This window comes from Methylobacterium sp. 1A (genome assembly GCF_058072805.1).
In genome coordinates, this window is sequence record NZ_JBYQVE010000001.1 from 1,537,589 (window position 1) to 1,552,938 (window position 15,350).

Below are 15,350 nucleotides of genomic sequence, written 5' to 3' on the forward strand. Positions count from 1 at the left end.
GTCGGGATGACATCATAGTCCCGGGCGGCCGGTCAAAAATCGACCGAGTCGCTCGGGTGCGCGACGCGTTCCTTCAGGGCGTCGGACATCGGGAAGTTCAGGTTCTCGTTGTGGGGCGGGATCGGGCTCTCGAACCACTTGGCGTAGAGCTTGGTGAAGGCACCGGAGGCCATCATGCTCTTGAGGACGTCGTCGGCGAGCGCCTTGAACTCGGGGTCGTCCTTCGGCAGCATCAGCCCGTAGGGCACAAGCGTGTAGGTCTCGGCCAGGAAGGCGTACGCGGCGGGATCGGGCGCGCGGGCCTTCAGGCTGGCGAGCAGGATGTCGTCCTCCATGAAGGCGGCGGCGCGCCCGCTCTGGAGCGTCAGCATGGACTCTGCATGGTCCTTGCCCTGGATAATGTTGAATGTGCCGCCCTTGGCCTTGATGCCGAACGCGAAGCCGGTGGCGTTCGAGCCCTGCGTGACGACCACGGTCTTGCCGTCGAGTTCTCTTACGTCGTGGATGCGGGAGGAGACCTTGGTCAGCCACCTCGCCGACGAGACGAAGATCGCGAGCGTGAAGGAGACCTGCTTCAGCCGGGCGGGGCTGCTCGACGTCGCCCCGCATTCCATGTCGATGGTCCCGTTCTGGACAAGCGGGATGCGGTTGGACGAGTCGACCGGCTGAAGCTTGACCGCGAGCTTGTCGAGCTTGAGGTCGGTCTTGATCCTGTCGACGACCTGCGCGCACAGGTCGAGGGAGAAGCCTACGGGCTTCTGGCCGTTGTCGAGATAGGAGAACGGGATCGAGGACTCCCGGTAGCCGAGCGTCACGCTGCCGGTTCGCTTGATCTTGGCCAGCATCGGGCTCTCGGCCGATGCCGCCGTGGTGGCGAGGCCGAGTGCGAGCGCGCAAGACAGCCGTACGAAGTTCTTGCCCTGAAACATCGATCATCTCCTCTGGATAGATACGGACCTCGGTCGGGTCTCGGGGGGCCTGACCACACGGCGCGCGCCGTGGGACGGGTTTGGTCGGCTAGGCTGGAGCACTTTGAGCCGCGCCGGTCGGCGTCACGACGCCGACCGGGGACAGGAACTCGGCATCGTCCTCGACCGGGGCGCCGAGCTCGTTCTCCCACTTGGCGACGACGGCGGTCGCGACACCGTTGCCGATGACGTTCGTCATGGTGCGGCCCATGTCGAGGAAGGCGTCGATGCCGACCAGCAGGACGAGACCGGCGGCGGGGAGGTTGAACGAGGGGATCGTCGCCGCCACCACGACCAGGGAGGCCCGGGGCACGCCGGCGATGCCCTTGCTGGTCACCATCAGGACCAGCAGCATGGTGATCTGCGTCGAGAGGTCCATCTCGATGCCGAAGGCCTGCGCGACGAACAGGGCCGCGAAGGTCTGGTACATCATCGAGCCGTCGAGATTGAACGAGTAGCCCAGCGGCAGCACGAAGCCGGTGATGCGCTCCGAGACGCCAAACTTCATCAACTGCTCGACCATCTTCGGGAAGGCGGCCTCGCTGCTCGACGTGGAGAAGGCGATCATCATCGGTTGCCGCAGCAGGCGCAGCAGGGTCTTGATCGCCCCGCCGAGCACCACGGTTCCGGCCGCGATGATGACGACCCAGAGAACCGCGAGGCCGAAGTAGAAGGCGCTGACGAACTTCCCGTAGGTCACCAGCACGCCGACGCCCTGCGTAGTGATGACGGCCGCCATCGCAGCGAACACGCCGACCGGCGCGAAGCGCATCACGTAGTCGGTGAACTTGAGCATGATCGGGACGATCTCGTCGATCGACTTGGCGACGGTCGGGGCGAGCGAGGTCTTCACGGAGCTCAGGGCGAAGCCGAAGAAGACGGAGAAGACGAGGATCTGAAGCACCTCGTTGGTCGCCATCGCCTGGACGATGCTGACGGGCACGACGTGCGCCACGAAATCCTTGAGGTTCAGGGCACCGGTCTGCAGGTTCGTGGTGGCGCTGGCTTCAGGGAGCGGCAGATTCAGGCCGTGACCGGGATGCAGGAGGTTGGCGAGCAGAAGGCCGATGGACAGGGACACCACGGAGGCGGTGATGAACCAGCCCAGCGCCTTGAAGGCTACCCGGCCGACGGCGCCGCCACTCGCGCCGAGGCTGGAGATGCCGGAGACGATGGTGGCGAACACCAGCGGTGCGATGATCATCTTGATCATGCGCAGGAAGACATCCGACACGATGGTAAAGTACCCGGCAATTGCCTTGGCCTCGGCCGGCGTCGCGAAAGTGTTGCACAGGTAACCGGTCGCTATTCCGAGAAACAGGCTGACCATGATGTAGGTAGTCAGCCTGTTCGAGGCGTGAGGTTTGCTGCTCACTTGCATGACGTCGTCCTCCGCGCCACCGAGTGGAGCGGCAATCGAGCGTGGCGCTTGTTTTTATTGCGTCTCGGCTGCCGGCAACGATCAGGATTGGAGAGGCTCGTCGGCCTATCCGAGCTTGGACAGCACAGCGGTGCGCGCCTGCGTCGAGGGCACGTTGCGGGCGCGGACCGCCTCGATCAGCCGATCGATGTCCGCCGTGGTGTTGAACATACCGAGCGACACCCGGATGCCGTCGCGCTCGGGCGAGACGCGGATGCCGTTCTGCGTGAAGTAGTCGAGCCACTCGGCCGCCGGCAGGGCGATGACGTAGATATGCGGCGCGCGGTGCTGGCGGTCGCGCGGGCCGACCAGGCCGACATCGAGTTCGTCGAGGCGCTCGATGAGGTAGTCGCCGAGGTCGAAGCAGTGGCCCTCGATGTTCTCGATGCCGACCGTGTTGATGAGGTCGATGGCGGCACCCAGGCCCTGGATGGCCGGGAGGTTGTAGTTGCCGAGCTCGAACCGGCCCGCCGTCGCCGGCAGGGCCATGTTGTCCTCGCGGGCGATGAAGTCGGTCGGCGGCTCGGCGAGGCTGGCCGCGGCGAGGTAGGCCGGCTCCATCTCGATCTTGGAGGAGTCCCAGTAGAGCAGGCCCAACCCCTGGGGCACCAGCAGGCCCTTGTGGGTGCCCGAGCCGATGAAGGTCGCCTTCATCGCCTTGGCGTCGATGGGTGTCACGCCGATGCCCTGCATCACATCGACGACGAAGTAGAGGCCGTGCCGCTCGCACAGCTCGCCGACGCTCTCGACATCGAACCGATGGCCGGCGTGGAAGGAGACGTGCGACATGGAGATCGCCCGCGTCCTGTCGTCGATGTGCGAGCGGAAGCTGTCGGCGTTCACCACCTGGGTCATCGGGATGAACACGACCTCGACGCCCTTCTTCTTCAGGTTGAGGAAGGCGTAGGCGTTGTTCGGATGGTCGCCGTGGATCATCAGCACCTTGTCGCCGGCCTTCAGCGGCAGCGCGTTGGCGGCGATGTTCATGCTCTCCGAGGTGTTCTTGGTGAACGCGATCTCGTGGGGCTGCGCGCCGAGCAGCGTCGCGACCTTGGCGCGGGTCTCTTCGAGGCGGCTGAGCCAGACCTGCTTGGGGCCGGCGGTCTCGAACCCTTCGCGCAGGAAGCGCTCGTACGCCTCCTTCACGGGGCGGGAGAGCGGGGTCTGGAAGCCGCTGTCGAGATAGACCACGTGCTCGGCGGCCGGAAACGCCTGGCGAACGGCGGCGACGTCGTAGTGCTGGGTCATGATACCCTCCGGTAGCGCAGACGCGACGAGGCGTTGCGCCGGAAGTCCCGGTGAGCCTTCGACCCATCTCAAGATTTGAATGGCGGCAGTGCTGCTTTATCTGCCAATCCGTGCCCAAAAGCCGGGCATGTCAGTGGCATGACAAGAAAATACACTACATCCGCTACGCGTCGAGCCGGATCACCATGCAGTGGTATTTTTCATTCCGAAAATTGAGAATTATCGAAATCGTCGTTGTCTTGCAGGATGGTGCTGGACAGGAGGGCGGCCGCTTCCTGCAGGGGCCCAATGAACGCGTCGAGGTCCTCGAAGCCGACGCGGGCGGAGGGCACCGACACGCCCAGGCAAGCGATCAGGTCCCCCTTTGGCGAGACGATGGGCACGGCGCAGCCGACGACGCCGAGTACGTATTCCTCGTTGGTTTTCGCCCAGCCCCTGCGCCGGATCACGTCGAGCTGAGCGAGAAGCGTCTTCGGGTCCGCGATGGTCGTCGGAGTGTACTGCGCGAGCGGAAGGGAGTGAGCGAGTCGTTGCCGGACATTGGTAGGCAGCCGGCTCATGTAGATCTTGCCCGTCGAGGTGCAGTGGAGCGGTGCGGCTGATCCGGGATTGAACTGCAGGCCCTGCTGTTGCTTCGTCTGCACGCTGTCGACGTATGCCACCGCGTTGTCGCGGACGATGCCGATCTCGCACTGCTCGCCGATCCGGTCGGCCACCGCGCTCAGGACCGCATGCCGCCGCACCGTGCGGAAGGCTGCCCCGATGGTCTTGGCCGAGAGGGTGACCAGCGTGCTCCCGACGACATAGCGCTTCGTGCCGAGGGCCTTCTGGATTAGACCGCGGTCCTCAAGGTTGCCGATAAGTCGATGCGCGGTGGGAAGCGGCAGGGCGAGGGCCGAGGCGATCTCGGCCGTCGACAGTGCCTTCCGTTGCTCGGCCACGAAGGTCAGGATGGCCAGGGCCCGATCCAGTGGCGCGTCGCGCGACCTGTCAAGTTCATCGGCCACGTTGGCTTCCTCGTACGGCTTACGCTCGGCTGTGCCCTAGTTGCACGAACATGCAAGGGCTACCGACCGGCGGGGATGCCTCATCGAGACCTGAGCTCAAAACGCAAACTCTCGCCCTACTGCCTCCGGGAAGGCTGCGTCCGCCTCGGTGTCTTTCTGCCCGAAAGCGGACCGGCGGAAATTCACCCTGAGCAAACGGTATCAGGCCGGCGCAGATGGACGGGAGGACAGGGCACGGATCTGCAGTCTCCTTCGACTCCTCGACGCGGCCGAATAGCGGCGCCTCCTCAACACGACAGAGGGGCCATTGCGGGCGCAGTGTCCGTCGTAGCGGGCACCTCGGATGAGGCGTTTGGTACGAGGGACCAGATCTACTGAACCGACTTGCTCGGGTCGTCGGCGGGGTTGATGTAGTTCAGCCCGAAGGGCCCAGAGCCATTCACCTGAAGCTCTACCGGCTGCTCACTGGTCCAGAGCGAATGCGGCATGTCCTTGGGCAGGAACACGAACCCGCCCGCGCGCAGCTCCTTGCCTTTCGCCTTGTCGATGGTCGTGCCGTGCTCGTGATAGATCGAGCCCGAGAGGATCGTCAGCGTCTCGGCTTCGGAATGAGTATGGGGCGCGATCACCGTGTGGGAGGGAAATTTCACCCTTAGGACAAAGGGGCCAGGCTTGCTCGGATCGCCTGAGACCATGCTGATCTGCGTGCCCTTCGGTAGGTTCGGCGGTCCCGGTTGGTAGGTCGCGCTCGCGGCATCCGGCAGCGCAACCGCGCCGTGCGTCCCATGGTCCTGCGCGAGGCCCGCGCCCGTGCTGGCGATCAAGGCCGCGAAACCGGTGGCAATGGTCCGAAGGCGGTTGGTCATGGATCGTCCCCCGCCCGTTGGCGACAGGCTCGAGGACCAGTTAGCGCACAATCGAGTCTCGGCCACCCTGGCGGTGTCGAGGGCCATCGTCTCGCTCCCCGCAATGCGCGCAAGGGACGCGTCGGCTGGATCGTTGATCAAGCCTCGGGTAGAATACTTCCCGTAAGACTGCCATACAGTTATTAGCAATCGTATGTTGTGCGGCCGTTGCTTGCAAATATGCCGTAAAGTACAGATAATTTCGGTAAAAGGCGCCAATGGAAGGCGCAAGCCACGTAGCTGGTCCCGCCTCCGTCGTACCGAGGCCGAAGCCGCTCCTGAAACCGTCGAGGCTTTCAGCGTCCCTCAGGTTGATGGGACTGCTATCGGTCCATTCGGGACGCTGAAGGAGTCGGCCTCAGGCCGGAATGCTCTCCGGCGATGCGGTGTTCTCGGCGGTGACGCCGTTCTCCCGGTGGCGGAAATCGCTCAGCGCCCGGTAGACCTGAAGCCGCGCCCGCATCACCGAACCGAGCGGCTGGTGCGCCGTGAGGCTGTGCGCGGGGCGGAAGGTCATCACCTCGTCGAAGTAGCGAACCCGCTTAGGGGAGTAGGCATCCTGCTGGGGCAGGCGGAGCGTCGCCACCGTGCGGTACGAGCTGATCGCGACCGGCCAGTCGACCGAGGCATCCTCGATGGGCTGGCGCTCGGCATCCGCCCAAAGCTGCGCCTTTAACTCGTAGACCACCTCGTTGTCGCGGAAGAAGGCCGCGGCCGCGTGACGGAAACCGTCCTCGTCCCCGTGTGGATCAAGGCGCCATTCGGCGAGGTTACGTTGGGCGGGCGAAGCCGGGACCGCCCCGATCTTGGCGACGTAGTCGCCGAACCGCATCGGGGCCTGACTGAAGTAGCTGTCGGCGAGCGGGTGGCTGTAGGGATGGCCGAGGAAATCGGCCATGGCGCTCTCCGTGCCGAACGCGTGCAGAACCCGATTGAGGTTGCGCGCCGTGGCCGCGACGACGCTCTTCACGCCCTCCGGCAGGCCCGTCGATTTCCCGATGACCGTGCCGTCGCGCAGGAAGCCCGCCGCCGTGCCCGACGGGAAGGTCGTACCGGTGGCCAGCACGAAGTCCTGGGTGTCGACGTCGTGCCCAGGCAGCTTCTCGCCCGGCACCCCGAAGACCTTGATCGACATGCCGCGGTGCGTGGACACCCGGTCACCGAGGGTCTCGCCTGGGCCCTGCGCGAAGCGCACGGCCACCTTGTACGTTCCAGGCTTGGCGAACAGGCCCTGCGCGAGTTCCGGGGGCAGGTTCTCCGGAACGACCAGATCCCCGACGACGCAGGCGGAGCTTTTGGCGTGGCTCGCGCGTACCGCGTGGTGCTCGCGCTTCTCCACCACCTGCGACTGCTGCGTCATCCCCTGGATGATGCCGTCGATGGACTTCTGCTCGTCCGGGGCGGGCGTCTCGACGTCGGGGGCGTAGCGAAGGAATGTCATCGGCTTATCCTCGACGTGTCGTCCGCCTGCAGGATGGTTTGACGAAGGCTGGGATCGGGACGCGGGGTCCGAAGGCTGCCGGATCGCGGCCGTGCCTGGGCGGAGAGAGACCGCACTGCCGACAAGCCGCGCCGGCCTCCTGCCGTTCCACACCTCGTTCATGGGCGATTGAATGTCGCACAACCCGGAACGTGGCCGGGGGAGCGGGTGTTCTGTCCTGGCCGCCAGCGGGAGACAGACCTTGCGATCACCGGTGCGATACGCTCCTGACGTCGAGGCGGTGACGCCGGACGAAGGGCAGACCATCAAGCAGCTCAACCAGACCTTCGATAAGATCCTGAACCGGGTCGCGGCGGATTCCGGGCACGCCATGCGCTCGGTTCACGCCAAGTCCCACGGCATCCTCGAAGGGGTGCTCACCATTGATGCCGGCCTGTCCCCGGAGCTGGCCCAGGGCCTGTTCGCCGAGCCAGGCCAGCACAAGGTCTATATGCGGTTGTCGACCAACGCCGGCGACATCCTCCCCGATGCGGTCTCCCTGCCCAGAGGCCTCGCCCTCAAGGTGCTGGACGTCGAGGGCGAGCGCCTGCCGGATGCGGAGGGGACGACCCAGAACTTCATCATGGTCAACGGCAAGGTGTTCCAAGCGCCGAACGCCGAGAAGTTCCTGGGCAGCCTCAAGCTGCTGGCCGGCACCACGGACCGCGCCGAGGGGCTGAAGGTCGCCGCCTCCACGGTCTTACGCGGCGTCAACAAGGCTCTGCATGCGGTGGGCATCGACAGCCCCACCATCGGTTCCCTGGGCGGCGCGCCCAATGTCGATCCGCTCGGCGAGACCTACTACAGCCTGACCCCGTTCCGGTACGGCGACTACATCGCCAAGTTCTCGCTGGCCCCCGTCGCGCCGGCTTTGACCGCCCTCACCGGCACTGAGATCGATGCCTCCGGCCGCCCGAACGCCATTCGCGAGACGGTGCAGTCTGAAATGATCGGTCTTACCGGTGAATGGGAGTTCCGGGTCCAACTCTGCCGCGACCTCGAACGCCAGCCGGTCGAGGACCCGACGATGGAGTGGAAGGAGGACGAGACACCGTTCCAGCGGGTTGGGGTCGTCCGGGTTCAACCGCAGGACAGTTGGGACCCCGCCCGGGTGCAGGCGGTAGACGAGGAGATGCGCTTCAGCGTCTGGACCGGCCTTGCAGCTCACCGCCCCCTCGGTAACATCAACCGCGCCCGCAACGCCCCCTACAGGCATTCGGCCGGGTTCCGCGAGCGGTTCAACCGCTGCCCGATCCACGAGCCGGGTGCGGCGCGCTGAAGCGATATCCTGAAGTTCCAACTGCCGTAGGTATCGTGGGTCGAGCTCGACGGCGATGTCTGCTTCACCGCTAATCCGCTCGAAACCAGACAGGCAGAAATCCACCCTTTCCGGTCATTCCGCGACCGACCCACTCGGGCCGTACAGATCTGCATTGACGCTTCCCGAAAGCCGCCATTCATCGACAGCCCGGCGACGTCCGTTCGGGGAAGGCGGCCTTGCCAGGGTACGCCCGTAGGAGACGAGCCGCCACAAACCACGGTCATCGCCCTGGGCGAATAAATAGCGCATAAGGGGTCATCACTGGCTTCGGACCCGGCCGTCAGTGCCTGAGAGCGGTGAGCGCTCCCGGCCTGATCATACGGAGCACGGTTTTGGCTAACAGCAGGCCTTTAGCCATCCTCATCGCGGAGGCTGATGAGGTCGTCCGTATGGTCACGGCCGACATGCTGGAAGACGTCGGCTTCCAGACCATAGAGGTCCGCACAGCCGCCGAGGCGCTGGCGGTTCTCGAAGGACCGATGCCTGTGAGCATGCTGATCACTGGACGCGGCATCGTGGGCGATGGTGTTGCCCTTGCCCACCTCGTTCATCACCGTTGGCCCACTGTCGGCATTATCGTCACCTCGGGAGCCGGATCAGATCTCCGAGAGGAGTTGCCGCCGGGCACGCGACTGCTCAGCAAGCCCTACGACTTTGCAGACCTCATCCATGAGGTGGAAGCTGGCCTCGCACAGGTACAGGACGAGCCCTCAGGCGCTCCCGTGCTCCCGAGCGGCGTGCCGCCCCATACCGGGACGGAGATGGGCAGCGGGATGGGCGTTGTCGCAGCTTCCACGACCGAGCCGGACAAAACGTAGCCCCGGGCGTCAGGCCGGCTAAGTCTGAACACATTCGGCTTGGCTGCCACAATGTCGGTGCGGGCGTCGAGTGGGCGGGACGGCGATATCGTCTTTGACGACTTTCAGAACCTAAGCTGACTGAAATCTACCCAGAGGGGTCCTCCCGCGACCGACCCAACACAGACATTCAAGTCGCCGTCCGTGCAACCCAAAAGCGGCCACTTCTTGGTGGTGTAGGGCGCAGCTTGATGGCGCGGCTCGCCTAAGAACAAAGACGAAGCCGCCGTCAGCGTCAGGCTACTGTGCGGGCTGTCCCGCGCGCACGCCCTGGCTTTCATCATATCGGACTCCGGCGCGTTGGATGCTGCCCTGGTTGGTGTTCGCCCAAGTCACGAGAGCCATAACCGGAGTGAACAGGGTCCGCCCCATATCCGTTAATTCATAATCCACGCGCGGCGGAATAGTCGCGAATAGTGTCCGCTTGACCAGGCCGTTGCGTTCCAGTCCGCGCAAGGTGATCGTCAGCATTCGTTGCGAGATCCCGTCGATCCGACGCCGCAGCTCATTGAACCGAACCGGTCCATCCTTGAGCGTGGCGATGACATACAGGCTCCATTTGTCGGCGACGAGATCAAGGATTTCGCGAACCACCCGGCAATCGCCACCTTCGCCGGGGGTAGGAAAATCGATGTCACCAAGTGTCATAGGAATGCCTTCTTGCGAGGGTCGGAGCAGGCACTTTAATAGGGTCGGTAACAATAAATTACCGTTCTGTTCGTGTCGGATCAACGATGGCCTCCATACTCCTTGTCACGTCGAGCCCCCGTGGCACCGATAGCCTATCCACCCGCTTCGCGACCCAGATCGCTGAAGGCTTGATGGTTCGCACAGGCGGCACCCTCTCGATCCGCGATCTCACGGCCGCCCCGCTGCCGCATATCGGACAGGCCTACATCCAAGGCCGTGTCGCGCCCCCCGAGGAGCGCACGCCCGAGCAGGCCGAGGCGGTCCGCCTTGCCCAGGAGCTTGTCGATGAGGTGAAGGCCGCCGACTCGATCGTCCTGGGCTCTGGCATGATCAATTTCGGCCCGCCGTCGCAGCTCAAGGCCTGGTTCGATCACATCACTTGGCCGGGCGTGACCTTCGGTTACGGCGAAGGCGGCAGGCCGCGAGGCTTCCTGACCGGCAAGAAGGTCTATCTCGTTGCCGCCGCAGGCGGCGTCTTCTCCGAAGGCGAATGGGCCCCCTTCGATTTCCAGACCGGATATCTGCACCACCTGCTGGGCTTCATCGGACTGACCGACGTCGAACTCGTCCGGGTGGAAGGCACCGTCTTCGGGCCGGAGGCGGCCCGGGCCGCCATCGACGTCACCGCAGGCCGGGTCCGCTCGGTCCTGGAAACGCTGCATGCGTGATCTGAGTGGTCCCCAGTCCCGTCGGCCCGATCAGGGTGATGCCATGACGCTGCCAATCGACCTTTACACCGAGGTCACTTGTCCCTGGTGCATCATCGGACACCATCGTCTCGACAAGGTCCTGGCGGAGCGTTTTTCCGAACTCGACGTGGACATTCGTCAGCATCCGGTCCTCCTGCTTCCCGATGCGCCCGCGGAGGGCCTGCACATGCCCGACCTTCTCCGCTCGCGCTATGGCGTGACCGACCCGAAGGTGTCGTTCGCCCGGCCCGAGGCGGAGGCGCGGGCGTCCGGCCTCGACCTAGACCTGAGCCGCCAAGCCTGGACCTACAGGACGCAGGCGGCGCACGGGCTGATCCTCGCGGCGCGGGAACGCGGTACGCAGCACCGGCTCGCAGTCGCGATTACCGGTGCCCATTTCCTAGAAGCCAAGAACATCTCGGACGCCGATATCCTCGCCGATATCGCCGTGGCCTACGGGTTCGAGCGTCAGGAAGCCCGCGCGCTGGCGCTCGATCCCGCGCAGCACCGACGCGTCGAGCAGGAGGCGGCCCGGTCGGCAGCCGCCGGTGTCAGGTCGGTCCCTCACTTTGTCTTCGGAGGCCGCTTCGCCGTTAGCGGGGGACGCAGTGAGGAGGAGATTGCCTTGGCCATCCAACAGGCCACTGGTGGGGCTACGACCAACCATTAGGGATCGTAAGCACGCTGATAGCCCGTGAGCAAATGGATCGAGCGTCGTTCGACTGAATGAGCAAGATCTGCGCCGGTCGACGGTCGGAAGCGGCAGAAGATACAAGCTCCGCTTCTGTCCGTTGCTGCTCGGAAACGGACCGGCGGAAGCCTACCCACCTCGGCCACTCTGCGGCTCTCACCAACTCCTTGAACCGGCGGCTTGCCGCGCAAGACTCAGGTCGGCCTCCACCACGATGTCATTGAAGGTTTACCGGGGGATCGTGCGTATCGGAGCGAGATCCGCGAAGACACCCGCGAAGCCGCCTTCCGGCGCATCGCTGTCGGTGAGGGCGTTTAATTCTCGGCCAAACCCCCTGAAGCTGGCGGCATCGACCTCGCAAAGGTAGATCTGGTTCCGCCCCGTTCTGAGGGCGGGGTCCTGAAACAGCACGACAGCCGTCTCCATGGCCCGGAACGTGCTGAACTGGCCGGACGCGACGAGCCTGCCGGCGGCGAATCCGATATGGCGCCTCATGACGTCCCCGTAGCCGGCCAGATCTCCCGGCCAAACGTCTATGAATTCAAGCGAAGCCTGCCGGTCGGACTGACCTGATCGGCTGGCTTTGGACCGGGCTGATTGAGAGGATCAGTTGGGACCGAGGGAGTTGGACATGCGGCGAGGTCAGAAGACGAGTGCGGAGCAGGTGGTGCTGAAGCTGCGCCAGATCGAGGTGCAGACGACCCAGGGCAAGAGCTTGGCGCTGGCGTGCAAGGAGGCGGAGATCTCCGAGCAGAGCTATTTCCGCTGGCGCAAGGAGTACGGCGGTCTCCAAGTCGATCAGGCCAGGAAGATGAAGAGCCTGGAGCGCGAGAACGCGCGGCTGTGGCGGCTGGTAGCCGATCTATCCTTGGAGAATCAGGTGCTGGCGGACGTCGCCTCGGGAAACTTGTAGCCCCCGAGCGACGCCGGCAGGCGGTGGACGGGATCCGGGAGAAGTACGGTCTCTTCCGAACGTCACGCCTGCCGGATCGTCGGTCAGCACCGCGGCATGCAACGCTACGTGCCGACCTTGTTGGCGGACGAGGATGAGCTGACCCGCGCCATCATCGCCCTGGCGTCCGAGTACGGGCGCTATGGCTATCGCCGCGTCACCGCGCTCCTGCAGGCGGCAGGGTGGCAGGTGGGCAAGGACCGGGTTCATCCTTCGAGAACCTCAGGATGAGGGCATCTGGCGTCGCGAGGGGCTGAAGGTCCCGCAGAAGCATCGGCCGCGCAGCCGGTTTTGGCTGAACGACGGCTCGGGCAAACGGCTGCGCCCGCTCTGCCGCAACCACGTCTGGAGCTTCGACTTCGTGCAGGCCCAGACGCACGACGGCCGAACCTTGCGCATCCTGACGCTGATCGACGAGCACAGTCGGACATGCCTGGCGCTGAAGGTGGCCCGACGCATCAACAGCGTAGGTGTGATCGAGACGCTGGCCGATGCGATGTGCCTGCACAGCATCCCGGAGCACATCCGCTGCGATAACGGCCCCGAGCTGATCTCGAAGGCGCTGCGCCAGTGGGTCGCCAAAGCTGGATCGCAGATCCCGTACATCGCACCGGGATCGCCGTGGGAGAACGTGTACTGTGAGAGCTTCAACGGTAGGCTGCGCGACGAGTGCCTACGCAAAGAGATCTTCGACTCGCTGAAGGAGGCGCAGATCGTGATTGGTCTGTGGCAATCCACCTACAACCGCGTCCGACCGCATTCGTCGATTGGCTATCGGCCACCTGCGCCTGTCAGCTTCCCAGATCTGGTCTTCCGGCTACCCATGGCCGCTACCATGCAGTAGCCTCCCACTCGGCCCGGGCCAAAATACCGGCCAGGTCAGGTGAGGGTCGTCGTCCCGGCAGCGTGGCAGTTCGCGGGCGCTCGGACAACGCGGAAGCGAGCGTTGATTCGGCTGACGGTGATACGCTCGCCTGTCAGCGTACCACGGTCCCCTACGAAGTGATTATGAGGATTGGAGCGGGCGATCGGGATCGAACCGACGACATTCAGCTTGGGAAGCTGACGTTCTACCACTGAACTACGCCCGCCGACATGGTCGGCACGGATACGGTCTGTCGCGGAGCGCGAACTCCGAACGGCGCCGTGCGCTCATGTACGGCCATGATCTAGCAGTTCCACGGCGACGGCGTCAAACGGGTCCGGCATCTCCCGGTCGTGATCCCCGGGCGACCCCGCGTGAGCCCGGCGCGGCGTCCCGGCCGGGTCGGCGGAACGCCGCGGCGCGCGAGCCGTTTCGCTCGAAGGAGCGCGCGTGGCGCCGGACCGAGACCCTGCTGACACCATGTGCGGAATCTGCGGCGAGATCTGCTTCGACCGGCCGGCGGACCCCGCCGCCGTCGACGCGATGATGGGATCTCTGCGGCCGCGCGGGCCCGACGCAGCGGGGCTCTTCGGTTCCGGCCGGGTCGTTTTCGGCCATCGCAGGCTCAAGATCATCGACCTGTCCGAGGCCGGGCAGCAGCCCATGATCGATCCCGCCCTCGGGCTCGCGATCGTGTTCAACGGCTGCATCTACAATTTCCGCGCGCTGCGCGCCGAACTCGAGGCGAAGGGCTACGCGTTCTTCTCGACGAGCGACACCGAAGTGGTGCTCAAGGCCTTCCACGCCTGGGGACCTGCCTGCGTCGAGCGCTTCGCCGGCATGTTCGCCTTCGCGATCCTGGAGCGGGATTCCGGGCGAGTCGTGCTGGCGCGCGACCGGCTCGGCGTGAAGCCGCTCTATTACAGCGAGACGAAGGGCCGCTTCCGCTTCGCCTCGTCGCTCCCGGCCCTGCTCGCCGCCGGAGACGTCGATACCGCGGTCGATCCGGTCGCGCTCCACCACTACATGAGCTGGCACGCGGGCGTCCCGGCCCCGCTCACCATCCTCAAGGGCGTGCGCAAGCTGCCACCGGCGACGATCCTGACGATCGAGCGGGACGGGACGCGGCACGCGTCGACCTACTGGACCCTGGCGATCGGCCCCCGCGCGGCCGACCGTGGCCGGACCGAGGCGGACTGGCGCGAGGCCGTCCTCGACGCCCTCGGCACCGCGGTCGAGCGCCGGCAGGTCGCCGACGTCCCGACGGGGGTTCTCCTCTCGGGCGGCCTGGACAGCTCGCTGCTGGTGGCCCTGCTGGCGCGCGGTGGCCAGCGCGGCCTCAAGACCTTCTCGGTGGGCTTCGACGCGGTGAACGGCGTCGAAGGCGACGAGTTCAAGTACTCGGACATCATCGCCGAGACCTTCGCCACCGACCACACGAAGCTCGCGGTCGACGGCACCCGGACGCTGGAGGCGCTGCCCGCGGCCATCGCGGCGATGTCGGAGCCGCAGATGAGCCACGACGCGGTGGCCTTCCTCCTGCTCTCGCAGGAGGTCGCCAAGCACGTGACGGTGATCCAGAGCGGGCAGGGCGCCGACGAAGTATTCGGCGGCTATCACTGGTATCCGAAGCTGATGGGCTCGACGGACCCGGTCGCCGACTACGCGAAAGCGTATTTCGACCGCGACCATGCCGAGATGCGGGAGGCCCTGACGCCCGACATGGTCGGCGGCGATCACAGCACCGACTACATCGCGACCTTCTTCGCGAACTCGCGGAGCGACAGCGCCATCGACAAGACTCTGCAACTCGACCAGGAGGTCATGATGGTCGACGATCCGGTCAAGCGGGTCGACAACATGACGATGGCCTGCGGCCTCGAGGCGCGGGTGCCGTTCCTCGACCACGAACTCGTCGAGCTGGCGGCCCGCATCCCGGCGGAGCTCAAGGTCCGGGACGGCGGCAAGTACATCCTCAAGGAGACCGCGCGGACGGTGGTCCCGGCCGAGGTGATCGACCGCGAGAAGGGGTATTTCCCCGTTCCGGCGCTGAAGCACATCCGCGGCCCGTTCCTCGACTACGTCCGCGACGTGCTGGACCGGCCCGAGGCGCGCGCGCGCGGCATCTTTAACCGCGCCTACGTCGATCACCTGCTCGCCGATCCCGACGGCACGCTGACGCCCAAGGGCAACTCGAAGCTCTGGCAGGTTGCCCTCCTGGAGAGCTGGCTCCAGACGCACGGCGTCTGAGGCGGGC

13 protein-coding genes, 1 tRNA gene and 1 pseudogene are annotated in these 15,350 nt (G+C 65.3%); 6 read left to right on the forward strand and 9 right to left on the reverse strand.

From position 1 onward, the window contains the following. Nucleotides 1–32: 32 nt before the first annotated feature. The 6 genes from ACX9MN_RS07540 to ACX9MN_RS07565 form a co-directional block, all read right to left on the reverse strand. Nucleotides 33–929 (reverse strand): amino acid ABC transporter substrate-binding protein, encoded by an 897-nt coding sequence (locus ACX9MN_RS07540; protein WP_489724088.1) that lies wholly within the window; start codon nt 927–929, stop codon nt 33–35. A gap of 88 nt (nt 930–1,017) precedes the next feature. Next, complete coding sequence (locus ACX9MN_RS07545; RefSeq protein WP_489724089.1) at nt 1,018–2,349, reverse strand: dicarboxylate/amino acid:cation symporter; 1,332 nt, start codon at nt 2,347–2,349, stop codon at nt 1,018–1,020. Nucleotides 2,350–2,454: 105 nt separating this feature from the next. After that, nucleotides 2,455–3,636 carry an aminotransferase class V-fold PLP-dependent enzyme gene (locus tag ACX9MN_RS07550; protein ID WP_489724090.1) on the reverse strand — a complete coding sequence of 394 codons (1,182 nt, stop codon included), beginning with the start codon at nt 3,634–3,636 and terminating at the stop codon, nt 2,455–2,457. A 200-nt stretch (nt 3,637–3,836) separates the two neighbouring features. Continuing rightward, a complete protein-coding gene (locus ACX9MN_RS07555) occupies nt 3,837–4,643 on the reverse strand; it encodes an IclR family transcriptional regulator (protein WP_489724091.1) in 807 nt (268 codons plus the stop codon). A gap of 371 nt (nt 4,644–5,014) precedes the next feature. After that, nucleotides 5,015–5,596: a cupin domain-containing protein gene (locus ACX9MN_RS07560; RefSeq protein WP_489724092.1), complete on the reverse strand. Its 582-nt coding sequence runs from the start codon at nt 5,594–5,596 to the stop codon at nt 5,015–5,017. Nucleotides 5,597–5,906: 310 nt separating this feature from the next. Further along, nucleotides 5,907–6,989, reverse strand: a complete 1,083-nt coding sequence (locus ACX9MN_RS07565; protein WP_489724093.1) for a catalase family protein — start codon at nt 6,987–6,989, stop codon at nt 5,907–5,909. Nucleotides 6,990–7,242: 253 nt separating this feature from the next. Here ACX9MN_RS07565 and ACX9MN_RS07570 point away from each other — a divergent pair, with 253 nt between their 5' ends. Together ACX9MN_RS07570 and ACX9MN_RS07575 are read left to right on the forward strand one after the other, a co-directional pair. Then, nucleotides 7,243–8,307, forward strand: a complete 1,065-nt coding sequence (locus tag ACX9MN_RS07570) for a catalase family protein (RefSeq protein ID WP_489724094.1) — start codon at nt 7,243–7,245, stop codon at nt 8,305–8,307. A gap of 374 nt (nt 8,308–8,681) precedes the next feature. Further along, complete coding sequence (locus ACX9MN_RS07575; RefSeq protein WP_489724095.1) at nt 8,682–9,167, forward strand: response regulator; 486 nt, start codon at nt 8,682–8,684, stop codon at nt 9,165–9,167. Nucleotides 9,168–9,446: 279 nt separating this feature from the next. Here the strand turns inward: ACX9MN_RS07575 and ACX9MN_RS07580 are convergent, their stop codons facing one another. Continuing rightward, on the reverse strand, nt 9,447–9,854 hold the full coding sequence (locus ACX9MN_RS07580; protein ID WP_489725215.1) for a winged helix-turn-helix transcriptional regulator: 408 nt from the start codon (nt 9,852–9,854) through the stop codon (nt 9,447–9,449). 86 nt (nt 9,855–9,940) lie between these two features. Between ACX9MN_RS07580 and ACX9MN_RS07585 the strand changes: the two genes are divergently transcribed. Continuing rightward, nucleotides 9,941–10,564 carry an FMN-dependent NADH-azoreductase gene (locus tag ACX9MN_RS07585; RefSeq protein ID WP_489724096.1) on the forward strand — a complete coding sequence of 208 codons (624 nt, stop codon included), beginning with the start codon at nt 9,941–9,943 and terminating at the stop codon, nt 10,562–10,564. After that, on the forward strand, nt 10,557–11,255 hold the full coding sequence (locus ACX9MN_RS07590; RefSeq protein ID WP_489724097.1) for a DsbA family oxidoreductase: 699 nt from the start codon (nt 10,557–10,559) through the stop codon (nt 11,253–11,255). Before ACX9MN_RS07585 ends, ACX9MN_RS07590 begins: the two co-directional genes overlap by 8 nt. A 249-nt stretch (nt 11,256–11,504) precedes the next feature. Here ACX9MN_RS07590 and ACX9MN_RS07595 read toward each other — a convergent pair whose 3' ends face one another. Further along, nucleotides 11,505–11,771: a hypothetical protein gene (locus ACX9MN_RS07595; RefSeq protein WP_489724098.1), complete on the reverse strand. Its 267-nt coding sequence runs from the start codon at nt 11,769–11,771 to the stop codon at nt 11,505–11,507. A gap of 136 nt (nt 11,772–11,907) precedes the next feature. Between ACX9MN_RS07595 and ACX9MN_RS07600 the strand changes: the two are divergent. Further along, nucleotides 11,908–13,072 (forward strand): annotated as a pseudogene (locus ACX9MN_RS07600) (IS3 family transposase). A gap of 172 nt (nt 13,073–13,244) precedes the next feature. Here the strand turns inward: ACX9MN_RS07600 and ACX9MN_RS07605 are convergent. Further along, nucleotides 13,245–13,319 (reverse strand) — tRNA-Gly (locus ACX9MN_RS07605). A 254-nt stretch (nt 13,320–13,573) separates the two neighbouring features. Here ACX9MN_RS07605 and ACX9MN_RS07610 point away from each other — a divergent pair. Continuing rightward, complete coding sequence (locus ACX9MN_RS07610) at nt 13,574–15,343, forward strand: N-acetylglutaminylglutamine amidotransferase (RefSeq protein WP_489724099.1); 1,770 nt, start codon at nt 13,574–13,576, stop codon at nt 15,341–15,343. Nucleotides 15,344–15,350: the final 7 nt, after the last annotated feature.